The 16,445-nt window shown below is 59.0% G+C and carries 10 protein-coding genes; 5 read left to right on the top strand and 5 right to left on the bottom strand.

Annotation, left to right across the window (positions count from 1 at the left end; translation table 11 throughout):
• Positions 1–11: 11 nt before the first annotated feature.
• From sucA to sdhC, 5 genes are all read right to left on the bottom strand, one after another.
• Positions 12–2,819 (bottom strand): 2-oxoglutarate dehydrogenase E1 component, encoded by a 2,808-nt coding sequence (sucA, locus tag ABEA08_RS20030; protein ID WP_345337197.1) that lies wholly within the window; start codon positions 2,817–2,819, stop codon positions 12–14.
• A gap of 138 nt (positions 2,820–2,957) precedes the next feature.
• Positions 2,958–3,665: a succinate dehydrogenase iron-sulfur subunit gene (locus ABEA08_RS20025; RefSeq protein ID WP_345337196.1), complete on the bottom strand. Its 708-nt coding sequence runs from the start codon at positions 3,663–3,665 to the stop codon at positions 2,958–2,960.
• A gap of 14 nt (positions 3,666–3,679) precedes the next feature.
• Entirely contained in the window at positions 3,680–5,440 is a 1,761-nt protein-coding gene (gene sdhA, locus ABEA08_RS20020; RefSeq protein WP_345337195.1) for a succinate dehydrogenase flavoprotein subunit, read from the bottom strand.
• Positions 5,441–5,788, bottom strand: coding sequence for a succinate dehydrogenase, hydrophobic membrane anchor protein (sdhD, locus tag ABEA08_RS20015; protein WP_345337194.1), 348 nt, complete (start codon positions 5,786–5,788; stop codon positions 5,441–5,443).
• Positions 5,782–6,180 (bottom strand): succinate dehydrogenase cytochrome b556 subunit, encoded by a 399-nt coding sequence (gene sdhC / locus ABEA08_RS20010; RefSeq protein WP_345337193.1) that lies wholly within the window; start codon positions 6,178–6,180, stop codon positions 5,782–5,784. Before sdhC ends, sdhD begins: the two co-directional genes overlap by 7 nt.
• A gap of 411 nt (positions 6,181–6,591) precedes the next feature.
• Between sdhC and ABEA08_RS20005 the strand changes: the two genes are divergently transcribed.
• The 5 genes from ABEA08_RS20005 (at position 6,592) to ABEA08_RS19985 (ending at position 16,445) form a co-directional block, all read left to right on the top strand.
• Positions 6,592–7,878 carry a citrate synthase gene (locus ABEA08_RS20005; protein WP_345337192.1) on the top strand — a complete coding sequence of 429 codons (1,287 nt, stop codon included), beginning with the start codon at positions 6,592–6,594 and terminating at the stop codon, positions 7,876–7,878.
• A gap of 256 nt (positions 7,879–8,134) precedes the next feature.
• On the top strand, positions 8,135–9,202 hold the full coding sequence (locus tag ABEA08_RS20000) for an efflux RND transporter periplasmic adaptor subunit (RefSeq protein ID WP_345337191.1): 1,068 nt from the start codon (positions 8,135–8,137) through the stop codon (positions 9,200–9,202).
• Between the two features lie 10 nt (positions 9,203–9,212).
• Entirely contained in the window at positions 9,213–12,446 is a 3,234-nt protein-coding gene (locus ABEA08_RS19995; protein WP_345337190.1) for an efflux RND transporter permease subunit, read from the top strand.
• On the top strand, positions 12,433–15,492 hold the full coding sequence (locus ABEA08_RS19990; protein WP_345337189.1) for an efflux RND transporter permease subunit: 3,060 nt from the start codon (positions 12,433–12,435) through the stop codon (positions 15,490–15,492). Before ABEA08_RS19995 ends, ABEA08_RS19990 begins: the two co-directional genes overlap by 14 nt.
• Before the next feature lie 92 nt (positions 15,493–15,584).
• Positions 15,585–16,445 carry an MBL fold metallo-hydrolase gene (locus ABEA08_RS19985; protein ID WP_345337188.1) on the top strand — a complete coding sequence of 287 codons (861 nt, stop codon included), beginning with the start codon at positions 15,585–15,587 and terminating at the stop codon, positions 16,443–16,445.

Here is a 16,445-nt window from a genome sequence, read left to right as displayed (position 1 = left end):
CTTGTTTGTTCTTATTTCAGGTTGAGCGCGTCGTTGATCAACGCTTGTTGCTGACTGTTATGCAGCGAGACATAGCCCACTGCAGGCGCTGCAGAGGCTTCGCGTCCGGCGTAGGTTAACCCTGCACCCGCTGGGATCGCCTGCCAGAAATGGTGTTGACTGCAGTACCAGGCCCCCTGATTCTGCGGCTCTTCCTGACACCAGACGAAGTCGGTCACATGCTGATACTCCGTCAGCACGTGCGCCATCTCCTCGGCCGGGAAGGGGTAGAGCTGCTCGATGCGGATCAAGGCGACGTTGGTCACCCCTTCGCGGCGGCGCTTCTCTAGCAGTTCGAAATACACCTTGCCAGAGCAGAACACCACGCGCTCGATCCCACTTGGCGCCAACTCATCGACTTCGCCGATGACATTCTGGAAGGTGCCATTAGCCAATTCATCCAGGCTGCTGACCGCCAACGGGTGACGCAGCAAGGATTTCGGACTCATCACCACCAGTGGCCGACGCATCGGCCGCACGGTCTGACGACGGATCATGTGATACACCTGTGCGGGGGTGGTCGGCACACATACCTGCATGTTGTGATTGGCGCACAGCTGCAGGAAGCGCTCCAACCGCGCCGAGCTGTGCTCCGGACCTTGCCCTTCGTAGCCGTGAGGCAGCAACAGGGTCAGCCCACACAGGCGGCCCCATTTCTGCTCGCCGGAGCTAAGGAATTGATCGATCACCACCTGAGCGCCGTTGGCAAAGTCACCGAACTGCGCCTCCCACATGGTCAATCCTGATGGCTCTGCGGTGGCATAACCATACTCAAACGCCAGTACGGCGGCCTCCGACAACACCGAATCGTGGATCTCGATCGGCCCCTGCGTCTCACTCAAGTGACGCAGCGGCATGTAGGTGGTCGCATTGTCCTGATTGTGCAGCACGGCGTGGCGATGGAAGAAGGTGCCTCGGCCGGAGTCCTGGCCGGTCAAGCGAACCCGGTAGCCCTTGTCCAACAAAGTGGCGTAGGCCAAGGTTTCCGCCATGCCCCAATCCAGCGGCTTGTCGCCACTGATCATCGCTTCCCGATCCTTGTAGATCTTGGCAACACGGGATTGCACCGGATGCGATGCTGGTACGTCGGTCAGGGCCTGACCCAACTCCTGCAGCTTGTCGACCGCGACGCTGCTGTCCCAGTCGGAGTTCCAGTCGTGGCCCAGAAACGGGGTCCAATCGACCGAGTGTTCGGCCATGGTGCGCCACTCGGGCACCACGCAATCGCCATGATCCAGTTGATCCCGATAGGTGTTGATCTGCTCGGTCACCTGCTCCGCGGTCATGACCCCTTGCTCGATCAGCCGATCGGCGTAGATCTTACGTGGCGTCGGGTGCTTTTTGATCTTCTGATACATCAGCGGCTGAGTCGCATTGGGCTCATCCGCTTCGTTGTGGCCGTGGCGGCGATAGCAGATAAGATCAATAAACACATCGCGGCCAAACTCGTAGCGGTAATCCACCGCCAGCTGAGCCACCAATGCGACCGCTTCTGGATCGTCCGCGTTGACATGAAATACCGGCGCTTGCAGCATTTTGGCGATGTCGGTGCAGTACTCGGTTGAGCGGGTATCCTGCGGATTGGAGGTGGTAAAGCCCACTTGGTTATTGATCACCAGTCGGATCGCCCCGCCCACTTGGAAGCCGCGGGTCTGCGACATGTTGAGGGTTTCCTGCACCACGCCCTGACCGGCAATGGCCGAGTCACCGTGGATGGTAATGGGCATAACCAGTTTGCCGGTCTGGCAATGGCGCCGATCCATCCGCGCCCGCACCGAGCCCATGACCACGGGGGCGACGATCTCCAGATGCGACGGGTTAAAAGCCAACGCCAAATGGACGTTGCCGCCCGGCGTGGCAAAATCGGACGAGAACCCTTGGTGATACTTCACATCCCCTGAGCCCAAGACCTCATCGTGCTTGCCGGCAAACTCATCAAACAGATCCCCGGGTTTCTTGCCCAAGATATTGACCAACATGTTGAGGCGGCCCCGGTGCGCCATGCCCACCACGACCTCTTTGGCGCCTTGATCGCCCGCACGGTAGATCAACTCCCGCATCATGGGGATCATCGCATCGCCGCCTTCGAGCGAGAAACGCTTGGCCCCCGGGAACTTGGCGCCCAGATACTTTTCCAGCCCTTCCGCTGCGTTCAGCCCGTTAAGGATCCGCTGCTTGCCCTCGGCATCGAGCTGTGGCTGCCCCAGCACCGATTCCAGCCGCTGCTGGATCCAGCGTTTCTCCTCGGTGGAGATGATGTGCATGTATTCCGCGCCAATGTGGCCGCAGTAGGTTTGCTTCAGGCTGTCCACCAAGCTGCCCAGCGGCATGGTTTCGCCGCCATAGGCATAAGAGCCGGTGTTAAACTCTCGATTGAGATCGTCGCTGGTCAAGCCGTGGTGATTTGGATCCAGCTCCGCCACCGGCTCGCGCTGCCACAGCTCGAGGGGATCAAGCTTGGCGGCTTGATGGCCCCGAAAGCGATAGGCGTTGATCAGCTGAAGTACCCGAACCTGCTTCTCCGACAACTCCGGATCGACCGTGGTCGTTTTCGAGCGGTTACTGTCCAGCGCCGTTTCGCGGAAATATTCCCGGATCCGGGTGTGGCCGACGTCGGAGACCGTGCCATTCACCGGCAAGCCAGCAAACACTTGCTGCCACTGCTCGGCAACCGCACCTGGATCGTCCAGATAGGCCTCGTACAGCTCTTCGATATAGGCGGCATTCGCTCCGGCAAAATGGGAGCTCGCCTGCCAGGCCTTAAGAGAATCCCGTTGCATTCTTGTTCCTTTCACTCAATTCGCTCAGTCAGCGCACTTGATTTAAGTAACTTGCTGAACAATATATAGAAAAGCCACGCCCTTTGGTAACAAAGCGTGGCCTTTCATCTTGCTGCAGTGTTGCGGTTCATCGCGCCGTTAGACGGCGCGACTGAGCAGCATGGACTTGATGTGGCCGATCGCTTTGGTGGGGTTCAGTCCTTTCGGACAGACATTCACACAATTCATGATGCCGTGGCAGCGGAACACACTAAAGGCATCATCAAGATCACTCAGACGCTCTTCTGTTGCCGTATCCCGGCTGTCGACCAAGAACCGGTAGGCGTGCAGCAAGCCAGCCGGGCCAATGAACTTGTCCGGGTTCCACCAGAACGACGGACAGGAGGTCGAGCAGCAGGCGCACAGGATGCACTCATACAAGCCATCGAGCTTCTCCCGTTGCTCAGGGGATTGTTTGTTTTCCCCCGCCGGGGTCTTGCCGTCGTTGATCAGATACGGCTTCACCTTCTCGTACTGGGTGTAGAACTGGCTTAAATCGACCACCAGATCGCGCACCACCGGCATACCAGGCAGCGGGCGCAGCACCAGTTTCTTGCCCTTGAAGGTGGAGATCGGCGTGATACAGGCCAAGCCATTTTTGCCATTCATATTCAGACCGTCAGAGCCACAGACCCCTTCCCGGCATGAACGGCGGAAAGAGAGGCTGGGATCCTGCTCTTTGAGCAAGATCAGCACATCCAACACCATCACGTCCGAGCCTTCTGGCAACTCTAAGGTGTAATCCTGAGTCCGGGGCCGATCGTCGCTTTCCGGATTGTATCGATAGATTGAAACGTCCAGTTTCATGCTCTGGGCCCTCCTTAGTAAGTCCGAACTTTGGGTGGAAAGGCTTCACGCAACGACGGCGTCATGTTGACGTCACGGGTGCTCATCTCGCCGGTGTTCGGATCATACAGGCTGTGGCACAGCCAGTTGTCGTCGTCCCGCTCGGTGAAGTCTTCACGCGAGTGGGCACCACGGCTTTCGGTTCGGAAATTGGCCGCCATGGCCGTGGCCACCGCCGTTTCCATCAAGTTATCCAGCTCAAGGCACTCTATCCGCTGGGTATTAAACGACTTGGAGGTGTCCGTCAGTTTGGCGTTTTGCAGCCTTGCTTGGATCGTCTTCAGCTCCTCCAAGCCTTCGGCCATGGCCTCGCCTTGGCGGAAAACGGAGAAGTTCAGCTGCATGCACTGCTGCAGATCCTTGCGGATCTGCACCGGATCTTCACCGTCGCCCTCTTTGCTGACTTCCCAACGATTGAATCGGGCCATTGCTGCATCGATGTTTGCCTGAGTCGCAGGCTTAGGTGTGCCCTGCTCATCCAGGGTTGCCCCTAGGTGCATGCCAGCTGCCCGACCAAATACCACCAGATCCAGCAGCGAGTTGCCGCCCAAGCGGTTGGCACCGTGTACGGAGACGCAAGCGATCTCACCCACCGCCAGCAAGCCTTTGACTGGCTGCTCGTCAGCATCGATCACCTGACCGGTGACCTTGGTTGGGATCCCGCCCATCATGTAATGGCAGGTTGGGATCACCGGGATGGGCTCGACCACAGGATCGACGTGAGCAAAGGTACGGGACAGTTCACAGATACCCGGCAAGCGGGACTCCAGTACCTCTTTGCCCAGATGGTCAAGCTTGAGCTTAGCGTGTGGACCCCAGGGACCATCGCAGCCACGACCTTCGCGGATCTCGGTCATAATGGAGCGCGCCACCACGTCCCGGCCGGCCAGATCTTTCGCATTCGGTGCGTAACGCTCCATAAAGCGTTCGCCGTCTTTATTGAGTAGGTAGCCGCCTTCACCCCGGCAGCCTTCGGTCACCAGTACCCCAGCGCCGGCAATGCCGGTTGGGTGGAACTGCCACATCTCCATGTCCTGTACCGGAACCCCGGCACGCAGCGCCATGCCGACACCGTCGCCGGTATTGATGTGTGCGTTGGTGGTGGAGGCGTAGATCCGTCCGGCACCGCCGGTTGCCAATACGGTGGCTTTCGCTTTGAAGTAAACGATCTCACCGCTCTCAATGTCGATGGCGGTACAGCCGACGACGGCACCCTCGTCATTTTTCACCAGATCCAGCGCATACCATTCGGAATACACCTCGGTCTTGTTCTTGACGTTCTGCTGGTAGAGGCAGTGCAGCAAAGCGTGACCGGTTCGATCCGCCGCCGCCGCGGTGCGCGCGGCCTGCTCGCCACCAAAATTCTTGGACTGACCACCGAAGGGACGCTGGTACACAGAGCCGTCCTCAAAACGCGAGAAGGGCAGGCCCATGTTCTCCAGCTCGGTGATCGCTTCGGGTCCGGTGTTGCACATGTATTCGATCGCGTCCTGATCGCCGATGTAATCGGAGCCCTTGACCGTGTCGTACATATGCCATTCCCAGTTATCCGGATGGGAATTGCCCAGCGCAACCGTAATGCCGCCTTGGGCGGAGACGGTATGAGACCGGGTTGGGAACACCTTGGACAGCAAGGCACAACTTTTGCCTTCCTTTGAGATCTGCAACGCGGCGCGCATTCCCGCACCGCCAGCGCCGATCACGATGGCATCAAATTCTTTTACTGGAATACTCACTTACACACCCCACAGGATCACAACACCGACCGCAAAATAGGCCAACAGAACCAGGTTAACCGTCAACAGTAAGGTGGCCCGTAAGCCACTGGATTTGATGTAGTCGGTGATCACCTGCCACAGTCCGACCCAGCCGTGGATCAATACCGCCAGCAAGGCCAGCAAGGTATACACCTTCACACAGGTACCGGAAAATAAGCTCTGCCAAGTGGCGTAATCCAAGCCGGGGTTCGCCACCAAGTAACCCACTAGGAACAAGAGGTAGCTGGCCATCACCAACGCGCTGGCGCGGATCAGGACAAAGTCATGGACGCCGCTGCGCCCTATCGTGGCTGCATTCTTTACCATAACCAGATCCCCGCTAAGACAGAGAGCACTGCGGTCAGGGCGAAAGCGACCCGAGCCGAGTTATTGCCGCTTTCCATTGAGTCTTCGAAATACCCTAGATCCATCAGCAGATGACGAATGCCGCCACACAGGTGATAGGCCATGGCCGTCAAGATCCCCCAGAACACCAGTTTGGCGAACAGGGAATTGAGCAGATCGGTTACGGTTTGAAACCCAGCCGCGGATTCCAGTGAAGTGGCGAAAAGCCACAGTAGGACAGCTAGAGACACGAAGAGGATCACACCGGATACCCGATGCAAAATCGACGCGATCGCCGTCGCGGGGAATTGGATCTGTTGAAGATCCAGATAGACAGGTCTTTGCTTGTTCACGTTCTGCTCACTCAGCTCCATTGAGCAAATAGTTATCGTTTTGTCCTCCTGACAGCGACACCACCCTGTCCCGATAAAAAACAGACTTTACTGCCACCGCTCAGGCCCCTCCTTCGACGACTAATGGTCCACTTTAGTCTTACCTTTACTAAGTCCTGGCAGTCACTTAAATCCACCAGCGATTAGCCTCTCCCGGAGGGTCGCGGCCAGTATACACCGACCCAAAACAAATACAAACATCACATTTTTTGCCATTCTGAGACAGGGCGACCATTTAAAATTAACTAGTCCGAACAGAGGTCACTCGAATAAGCCTCATATGTATGCACTTTCGATGACAAGTGATGCGAATTGCCTTTTGTGACCTGCGTCACTTAGAATGGCGGGCGTGACATTATGGATAACGATAAATAGAAGTAAGGAGAACCAGCTATGGGTGACCACGTTGCCAAGCTTCAGATCCCCGGTCGGGAGACCATTGAGCTCCCGATCAAGTCCGGCTCTGCAGGCCACGATGTCATCGACATCAGTAGCCTGGGCAAGCACGATCACTTCACCTTCGATCCCGGCTTCTTGGCCACCGCCTCGTGTGAGTCAGAGATCACCTTCATTGATGGTGACAAGGGGATCCTGTTGCATCGAGGCTATCCGATCGATCAGCTCGCGACACAATCGAGCTATCTGGAGGTCTGCTATGTACTGCTGAAAGGCGAGTTACCAAATGATCAGCAGATGCAAGAATTTAAGGATCTGATCACCCGCCATACCATGGTGCATGAGCAGCTCGTGAATTTTTACCGCGGCTTCCGGCGGGATGCCCACCCAATGGCCATCCTCTGTGGGGCCGTGGGCGCTTTGTCCGCGTTTTATCATGACTCAACCGACGTCAACGACGAGCGCCACCGTGAGATCGCGGCGATCCGTCTCATCTCCAAGATGCCAACGTTGGCAGCGATGGCCTACAAGTACAATCAAGGCCAGCCGTTTGTGTACCCCCGCAATGAGCTGTCCTTTGCCGGTAACTTCCTGAGCATGATGTTCTCTGTGCCCTGCGAAGAGTATGTGGTCAACCCGGTGGTTGAGCGCGCGATGGATCGGATCTTCATTCTCCACGCCGATCACGAGCAAAACGCCTCCACCTCGACCGTACGGTTGGCGGGCTCCTCCGGCGCCAACCCGTTTGCCTGTATCTCGGCTGGGGTTGCGTCACTTTGGGGGCCTGCGCACGGTGGTGCCAACGAGGCCTGCCTGAACATGCTTGAGGAGATCGGCAGCGTCGATCGCATCCCTGAGTTTGTTGCCCGAGCCAAGGATAAGGACGATCCGTTCCGGCTGATGGGCTTTGGCCACCGCGTGTACAAGAACTTCGATCCTCGCGCCACGGTAATGCGAGAAACCTGCCATGAGGTCTTGGCCGAGCTGGATATCCAAGATCCGCTGCTGGATGTCGCCATGGAGTTGGAGCGCATTGCCTTGTCTGATGAGTACTTCATCAGCAAGAAGCTCTACCCCAACGTCGATTTCTACTCCGGTATCATCATGAAAGCCATCGGCATTCCGACCTCGATGTTCACGGTGATCTTCGCCCTGTCCCGAACCGTCGGTTGGGTTTCACACTGGCAGGAGATGTTGAGCCAGCCTGGGCATAAGATCGGCCGCCCACGTCAGCTCTACACCGGTGCGCCCCTACGCGACTACCTACCGGGCAATCAACGCTGATCCCTGCGCCGATCGCCTAACCAACGCCAGCCTTCGGGCTGGCGTTTTTTGTCTCTAACTACACCTTTTCCCTCCTGCTGCCAGCTCAGAGTCGCGCTTCTGACTATCCTTTTGTCGTTTTTGCTAACATTTCACCAACCACGCTTAACAAATTGCCAGTATTCGAGGTCAAAATTTTGAATTTAAAGGACATATGAACTCTGGCACGAATGTGGCTTAACTGACAGGTCATGATAAAAAACGTAGGGAACGTAAGATGGAACTGAAGCGACTCGCCCCCTGGGCATGCCTGCTGGTGCTCACCGCCTGTGGTCAGCCCCCTGCCGCACAAGATACGCCGCAAACGGAAGATGAGCCGGCCGTCGCCAGCATTCCGGTGGAAACCCAGCCCGTGATGCAAGATTCGGTCTCTGAGTATTACCACACCACCGCCGTGCTGGAGGCACCCGAAGCGGCCGAGGTCGTAAGTCGCGTGACGGGGATCATCGGCGCCATTGAGGTCGAGGAAGGCGATCAGGTCAAAGCGGGCCAAAGGCTGGCTTCCATCGACGCCAGACGCTATCAACTGAATCTAGCGAAGGCGCAAGCGGAGCTGGACGTGATCGAGCAGGAGCTGCACCGGCTCAACGCCATCGCCAATAAGCAACTGGTCAGCCAAGAGACGCTGGCCAAATTAAAATATCGCCGAGAAGCCGCGCTGGCCGAACGGGATCTCGCCCAGCTTCAGGTGCATTACAGCAAGATCACCGCGCCGATCGACGGGATCATCGCCAAGCGCTTGGTCAAAAATGGCAATATGGCCACCGAATACACCCCGCTGTTTCAGGTGGTACAACAGCACCCGCTGCATGGGATCCTGCACCTGCCGGAGCAGGAGCTGAGCAAGGTACACCCTGGCCAGCATGCGCAACTGCAACTCAGTGGCGTCGACGAGACGATCCAGGCCAAGATCTTACGGATCGCCCCTACGGTCGATCCCGATACCGGCACGGTTAAAATCACCCTCTTGGTCGATAACAGCGCCCATCGATTAAAAGCGGGCATGTTCAGCCGTACCCGACTGCGCTTTGACACCCACGACAATACCTTAGTGCTGCCACGCATCGCCGTGATCCGCCAGGATCTGGGCCATTCGGTGTTTGTGATCCATGACGGCAAGGCCAGCAGCCGCAGCGTTGAGCTGGGCTACAGCGATGGCGATCGGGTCGAGATCCTGTCCGGATTGGCGTTGGGCGAACAGGTCGTCGTACGCGGTCATCATCAGTTACGTGATGACGCGACGGTGGAAGTGATCGAAAGCCTGCAACTGGCCGCCAAGCGCTAAGGATCGCCCGATGAAACTGATCCAGACCGCCATCAAACGGCCCGTGACCGTTTGGATGGGGATCCTCACCCTGCTGCTGTTTGGTATGGTGGGCTTCTCCCGCCTGTCCGTCACCCTGCTGCCGGACATGAACTATCCCACCTTGACCATTCGCACGCTCTATCCGGGGGCGGCGCCCATCGAGGTGGAGCAGCTGATCTCCAAGCCTATCGAGGAGTCGGTCGGGATCGTCAAGGGGTTACGCCGGATGACCTCCACCTCCCGCGCAGGCTTGTCGGATCTGCAGCTGGAGTTTGAGTGGGGCACCCCGATGGATCTGGCGGCGCTGGAGGTGCGAGAAAAGCTCGATGCCATCTGGCTGCCACTGGACGTCGATAAACCCATTATCCTGCGATTTAACCCCAACCTGGATCCGATCCTTCGCCTCGGCGTCCAGGCAACGGACAGCGATGAGGCCAGCCTGATCGCCCTGCGCAGCTGGGCGGACGAAGATCTCAAACGCCAGCTGGAATCCGTCAGTGGCGTCGCCTCGGTTCGCCCCTCTGGCGGCTTAGTGCGCGAGGTGCAGATCCTGCTGGATCAAGAGAAGCTGGCGCAGTTGGCGCTCAAGCCCGAGCAGTTGGTCGAGCGGATCGGGGCTGAAAACATCAATCTGTCCGCCGGCAAGCTGACTCAGGGCACTCAGGAGCTATTGGTGCGGACCTTGAATCAGTTCAACAGCATCGAGGAGCTGGCCAATGTGATCGTCTATCGCGACGCCGACCGGCAGATCCGTTTGCGGGACGTGGCTCAGGTTCAAGACAGCTACGCCGAGCGCACCGATATCTCCCGGGTCGATGGCGTCGATGCGGTCGAGCTGGCGATCTACAAAGAGGGCGATGCCAACGCCGTGACGGTCGCGCAGGCGGTCAAACGTCGCCTGGCCCAATTGGCCGAGCAGCCGGACAGCCGCCCTATCGAGCTGTTGTACGACCAATCCCAATTTATCCAGGGGGCGATCGACGAGGTCACCTCGGCCGCACTGATCGGGGCGCTGCTGGCCATGCTGGTGATCTTCCTGTTTTTACGCAAGCTGCGCCCGACTCTGATCATCTCTCTCTCCATCCCGGTCTCGGTGATCGCCACCTTCAATCTGATGTATTTTGCCGGGATCAGCCTCAACCTAATGTCACTGGGTGGGATCGCCCTGGCCGTTGGCCTGCTGGTGGATAACGCCATCGTCGTGCTGGAAAACATCGACCGAAACGACACCGGCCAACGCAGCCGGGCCGAAGCGGCTGAACTCGGTACTCGGGAAGTGGCCGGAGCGATCACCGCCTCGACCCTGACCACCCTGGCGGTCTTTGTGCCGCTACTGTTTGTGGAGGGCGTTGCTGGTGCGCTGTTTGGCGATCAGGCCCTCACCGTCACCTTCGCCCTAGTGGCGTCCCTCCTCATCGCTTTAACCGCCATCCCAATGCTGGCAGGTCGCAGCGGCTGGCGCTGGCCAAGCCCGGTGGCGAAAACCCGCCGTCCAACCGCAACCACTCGCCGAGGACGATGGGGTCAACATGGGATCACCCTGGTCTCCTTTCCCTTTGTGCTGGTGCTACAGTGGCTGCCGGCCGCGCTGCTGACCGCATTGATCTACCTAGGTCGTATGCTGTCCCGTATCGCTGGCTTGGTATTTGCGCCGTTGCTGTGGGGCTTCAACCGCCTGTATGCAGCGCTGGCCTGGTTCTACCCACACCTGCTCACGCTGGCACTGCGTCAAAAAGCCCTAACCCTGCTCCTGGCCGTCGGCCTAACGGCGTTGGCGGCCTACCAAACCCCGAGATTGGGCATGGAGTTGATCCCACCGATGAATCAAGGTGAGTTTTATCTCGAGATCCAGATGCCGCCGGGCACCGATGTCGCCCATACGGATCGGGTTCTGGCCCATCTGGCACACGCGGTGCTAACCGCCCCCGGCGTACGCCACGCCTACTCTCAAGCCGGCAGCGCGGCGCTGATGTCTTCGGCCTCAAACCGCAGTGGGGAAAACTGGGGCCGGTTACAGGTGGTGCTGTCCGATCCTTCGGCCCAGCCCGAGGTGATGGCCTTGCTGCGCCACACGGCCAGCCGTGTGCCCGATCTGGAAGCCGAGCTGAAACAACCGCAACTCCTCTCCTTCAAGCAACCCCTGGCGATCGAACTCACCGGCTTTGATCTCGACCAGCTCAAGCACGCCAGCACGCAGATCGTGGCGACGCTGGCGCAGGATCCCCGCTTTAGCGATATCACCAACAGCCTGCGCGATGGCCAGCCGGAGCTGGCAATCCAGTTTGATCATGCCCGCCTGGCAGCGCTCGGCCTGACCGCGCCGGAGGTGGCCGGTCACATCGCCACCTTAGTGGGCGGCTCCGTCGCCAGTCGCTATACCCTGAATGACCGCAAGATCGACATTCGGGTTCGAGCCGACGAGCGCGCCCGAGATAGAGTGGAAGACATCGGCGCACTGATCGTCAATCCCGGCTCGGATCGACCTATCTCGCTCTCTGCCGTGGCCACCATCGAGCAGTCCGTCGGCCCCGCAGCGATCACCCGTATCGCCCAGCAACGGGTCGCGGTGATCAGCGCCGGACTGACCCAAGGCAGCCTGAGTGAGGGGGTCGACGCCGCTCGCTCGCTGTTGGCAAAACTGACCCTGCCCGCCGGCATGACGCTGATCTTCGGCGGCCAGAATGAGGAGATGGAGCAGTCCAGCCGCTCGCTCAAGATCGCCCTGGCCCTTGCTGTGTTCCTGGTTTACATCGTCATGGCCAGCCAGTTTGAGTCCTTCAAACAGCCGCTCATGATCCTTGCTGCCATTCCCATGGCGCTGGCGGGCAGTATTTATGGCCTGTGGCTGACCGTCACGCCATTGTCGGTGCTGGTCTTTGTCGGCCTGATCATGCTGTGCGGGATCGTCGTGAACAACGCCATTGTCCTGGTCGACCGCATCAATCAACTGCGTCAGCAGGGCCTGAGTACGATCACGGCCATCGAGCAGGCCGCGGCCAATCGGCTGCGGCCGATCCTGATGACCACCCTCACCACGGCGCTGGGCCTGCTGCCGATGTTGCTGGGGCTGGGGGAAGGGGCCGAGCTGCGGGCGCCGATGGCGATCACCGTGATCTTCGGCCTCGCCGTTGCCACCCTGCTGACTCTGGTGGTGGTACCCGTGCTCTACGCGCTGGGCGAACGCCACGCCATGACCACGGAGGTGTCCGATGGCCAAGCATGATCAACCCAAGTCAACCGGCCTGACCCAGGCCGCACTGCGCCGCCCGGTGACCGTGATGATGGCGTTTCTGGCGCTAACCCTGCTGGGGTTAGTCGCAACCCGGCTGCTGCCGCTGGAGATGTGGCCTGGACTGGAGATGCCAGAGATCACCGTGCAGGTGCCCTATCAGGGCGGCTCGCCGCAGGAGGTGGAACGGGAGATCACCAACGTGCTGGAGGAATCGCTGGCGACCCTGAGTGGGGTCAAACGGATGCGCTCAGGCTCAAGCCAGACCGAGTCCTGGATCCGGCTGGATTTCGACTGGGATCAACCCATTGGCAGTAAGGTGGTCGAGGTGCGAGAGCGGATCGATGCCGTGCGCCATCTGCTGCCAGAGGACGTCGAGCGCGTGCTGATCTGGCAGTTCTCGACTGCCGACATGCCTCTGCTCACACTGCGTCTGTCCTCCCAGCGGGATCTGGCGGGAGCGTGGGATCTGCTCGATAAACAACTCAAGCAGCCCATCGAGCGGTTGCCGGGGATCTCGCGGGTCAATCTGTATGGCGTCGAGCCGCAAGAGATCCAGATCCGGCTGCTGCCTGAGCGCCTGCTCAGTGCCGGGATCGAGCACCATGCCTTAAGCCAACTGCTGCAGGCACAGAACTTTGTCAGCTCCGCGGGCACCCTGCGCACCGGCCAGCAGATCTGGCAGGTATCACAGCAGGGAGAATACCGCTCGCTGGAGGCGATCCGCGCGCTGACCATCAAACCCGGCCTGCGCCTCGGCGATCTGGCCGAGATCGACTATCAACGACCGGAGATGGTGGAGGGGCGCCACTTGGATCGAACCTATGCGGTCGGCCTGGACGTGTTCAAAAGCTCCGGTGCCAATCTGGTGACCGTGGCGGATCGGGTACTGCAATTGGTGGAGCAGATCCGCAGCAATCCGCAATTTGATGGCATTGAGCTGTTTGTCATGGATGATCAAGCCGCTGGGGTGAAAGCCTCACTGAAGGATCTGGCCAGCGCCGGTGGGATCGGGGCGTTGTTGTCCTTTGCCGTTTTGTTCCTGTTTATCCGCAACCCTCTGACCACTGCCATCATCGTGATCTCCGTGCCCCTGTCCCTCATCATTACGTTGGCCCTGATGTACCTGCTGGGTTACAGCCTCAATATCTTGTCGATGATGGGTCTGCTGCTGGCCGTCGGCATGTTGATCGACAACTCGGTGGTGGTGTCGGAGAGCGTGCTGCAGCAAGATCCCAGTGATCGAGCCAAAGCCGTCAGCACCGGCGTCGACAAGGTTGCCCTCGCGGTGATGGCCGGGACCATCACCACCGCCATCGTCTTCCTGCCCAACATCTTCGGCGTCAAAGTCCAGCTCACGGTGTTTCTCGAACACGTCGCCATTGCCATCTGTATCTCACTGACCATCAGTCTGGTGATCTCCCGTACCTTGCTGCCCTTGCTGCTGTTTCGATTTGGTCATTTGGGTCAAACCCAGGCTCAGGTGCAAGCCCCGCGCTACCGCCGTACCCTGGCCAGGGTGTTGGATCACCCCAAGATCACCGGTTTGGTGGCGATTTTGATCCTAGCCAGCACGGCGATCCCCATGTCTCAAGTCACCAGTGGCGACGATGACGAAGGCGATCCCAATCGACTCTTCATCAATTATCAGCTTGAGGGCCGCCACAGTCTGCAGATCACCGAAGGGATGATCGATCAGATGGAAGCCTACCTCTATGCCCATCAGGCCGAATTTGGCATCGAGTCCGTCTACAGCTATTTCTCCGCCGATAACCTGCAAACCACGCTCTTGCTGCGCGATGACGTGCCGCGTGCACTGCCACAGCTCAAAGAGCGCATCGCGGCCGGGTTCCCAGTCTATACCCACGCCAAGCCGGTCTTTGGCTGGCAGGGCAGCGACGAAACCGGCATGCGGCTGTTCCTGCACGGGCGTTCAACCGAGGTTTTGCTGGAGCTGGCCGAGCAATTGCAGCCATTATTAAGCCGAATAGAGGGGCTGAGCGATGTCCGCTCCGATGTGGATGGGGGGGAGCAGGAGTTGTTGCTGCAGTTTGACCGCGAGCGCCTCAACCGGCTGGGGCTGGATCTGGCCCAGACCGCCCAAACCGTCGCAACCGCGCTGCGCGGTCAAAGCCTGCGCTCCTACCGGCACGATCCCAATGGCGAGATCCAGCTCAGACTGCAGTGGCAACCTCACTGGCGTCAATCGTTGGCGCATTTGCAGCAACTGCCGCTGGGCCGGATCGATGGCAAGATCATCACCCTGAAGCAGGTTGCCAGCTTGACCCAGCAGCCACGGTTGGACGAGATCCGACATGAAGGACGACAAACCGCGGTGGCCATCGGTGCCAATGTCACCGAGCGAGATATGGATGAGCTGCGCCAGGAGATCACCGCCCTAATGGACACCATCCGTCTGCCCGAGGGCTATCGCTACAGCTTTGGCGGCGGCTTTCAGTATCAGGATGAAAGCCAAGCACTGATGGCCACCAACATGCTGTTGGCCGTCGCCATGATCTACATCGTAATGGCAGCGCTGTTTGAATCCTTGCTATTACCCACAGCGGTGATCAGCTCCATCCTGTTCTCCATCACCGGCGTCTTCTGGAGCTTCCTGCTCACCGGCAACATGCTCTCCATCATGGGGATGATCGGGATCTTGGTGTTGATGGGTGTGGTGGTCAATAACGGCATCGTGCTGGTGGATCAGATCAATCAGCGCGAGCCAGCGCTGGATCGGCTGCGCAGCGCCATCATCGATGCGGCGGTATCCCGCCTGCGCCCAGTTCTGATGACGGTCGCCACCACCATTCTGGGGCTGCTCCCCCTCGCGTTATGGGAAACCCGCTTGGCCGGTGGCGGCCCAAGTTACACGCCCATGGCCATCGCCATCATCGGGGGGCTGGCCTTCTCGACGCTAACCAGCTTGCTGCTGGTGCCCTACCTCTACCTGATGCTTTGGCGTCTACGCCAACGGGCCAGCCTCGGCGTGGCTCGGGTATTGTGCTTCTGCGATCAACACCGACCGGCGTGGTTATAGCCAGGACGCTTTGGGGGATCCGATGGGATCCCCCTTTCCTTACTTATTAACAATCGGTTAACCTAAGGCATCGCATTTACGGACGACATGGCATGTTACGGCTCATTCCCTTGCTTTTGCTGATCGTTAGCGCCTCGATAGGCGCAAGCGGAGAACACTTTGCCCAAGCGGAGATCCGCAGTCAGAAGCTGGCTGAAGGGATCTTTATGCTGACCGGTCAGGGCGGCAACATCGGCGTCAGTGCCGGTAAAGATGGCCTGCTGATCATTGACGATCAGTTCGCGCCGTTGGCTGACAAGATCCAGGCCGAGCTCAACACCTTGCATCCCGCCAGTGCCGGACGACCGGACTATGTGATCAACACGCACCATCACAGCGATCATACCGGCGGCAACCGTCATTTTGCCCAGCAGGGCGTACTGATGGCCCATCGCAACGTCCGTCGCCATCTGCAGAGCGAAGGCGAGACGGATGTGACCGCACTGCCAGTCCTCACCTTCGAGCAGGGCCTTGAGCTGCACTATAATGGCGATACGGTGCGGATAATGCATTTGGGGCCAGGCCACACCGATGGGGATGCCGTGATTCTGTTTGAACAGGCAAACGTGCTCCATATGGGCGATCTCATGTTTAAGGATCGCTTCCCGTACATCGATCACCAGCATGGCGGCAGCGTCCGGGCCTACCTGCAGCGGATCGAACAGGTTTTGCCATGGTGTGATGACGACACTAAGATCATCCCAGGGCACGGTGACTTGGCCGATCGGCAAGATCTCGCCCGCTTTATGCTGATGCTGCAAGAGTCGCTGGATTGGGCGCAACAGATGTCCGGTCAGCCTGAGGCTCAATGGCACCAACAAGGCCTACCCAGCGCACTCGAAAACTGGAGTTGGTCTTTCATCTCTCAAGAACGCTGGATCGATACCCTTTGGCGGGAGCTACAGGAGTACTAA

This window comes from Ferrimonas pelagia, from assembly GCF_039543565.1.
Lineage (GTDB): Bacteria > Pseudomonadota > Gammaproteobacteria > Enterobacterales > Shewanellaceae > Ferrimonas > Ferrimonas pelagia.
The sequence above is the reverse complement of the archived record's forward strand: the minus strand, read 5'-3'. Positions and strand labels throughout refer to the sequence as shown.

Coding starts and splice junctions, on each gene's coding strand:
- sucA (WP_345337197.1), bottom strand. CDS start 2,819: ATGCAACGGGATTCTCTTAAGGCCTGGCAGGCGAGCTCCCATTTTGCC.
- ABEA08_RS20025 (WP_345337196.1), bottom strand. CDS start 3,665: ATGAAACTGGACGTTTCAATCTATCGATACAATCCGGAAAGCGACGAT.
- sdhD (WP_345337194.1), bottom strand. CDS start 5,788: ATGGTAAAGAATGCAGCCACGATAGGGCGCAGCGGCGTCCATGACTTT.
- sdhC (WP_345337193.1), bottom strand. CDS start 6,180: ATGGAGCTGAGTGAGCAGAACGTGAACAAGCAAAGACCTGTCTATCTG.
- ABEA08_RS20005 (WP_345337192.1), top strand. CDS start 6,592: ATGGGTGACCACGTTGCCAAGCTTCAGATCCCCGGTCGGGAGACCATT.
- ABEA08_RS20000 (WP_345337191.1), top strand. CDS start 8,135: ATGGAACTGAAGCGACTCGCCCCCTGGGCATGCCTGCTGGTGCTCACC.
- ABEA08_RS19995 (WP_345337190.1), top strand. CDS start 9,213: ATGAAACTGATCCAGACCGCCATCAAACGGCCCGTGACCGTTTGGATG.
- ABEA08_RS19990 (WP_345337189.1), top strand. CDS start 12,433: ATGGCCAAGCATGATCAACCCAAGTCAACCGGCCTGACCCAGGCCGCA.
- ABEA08_RS19985 (WP_345337188.1), top strand. CDS start 15,585: ATGTTACGGCTCATTCCCTTGCTTTTGCTGATCGTTAGCGCCTCGATA.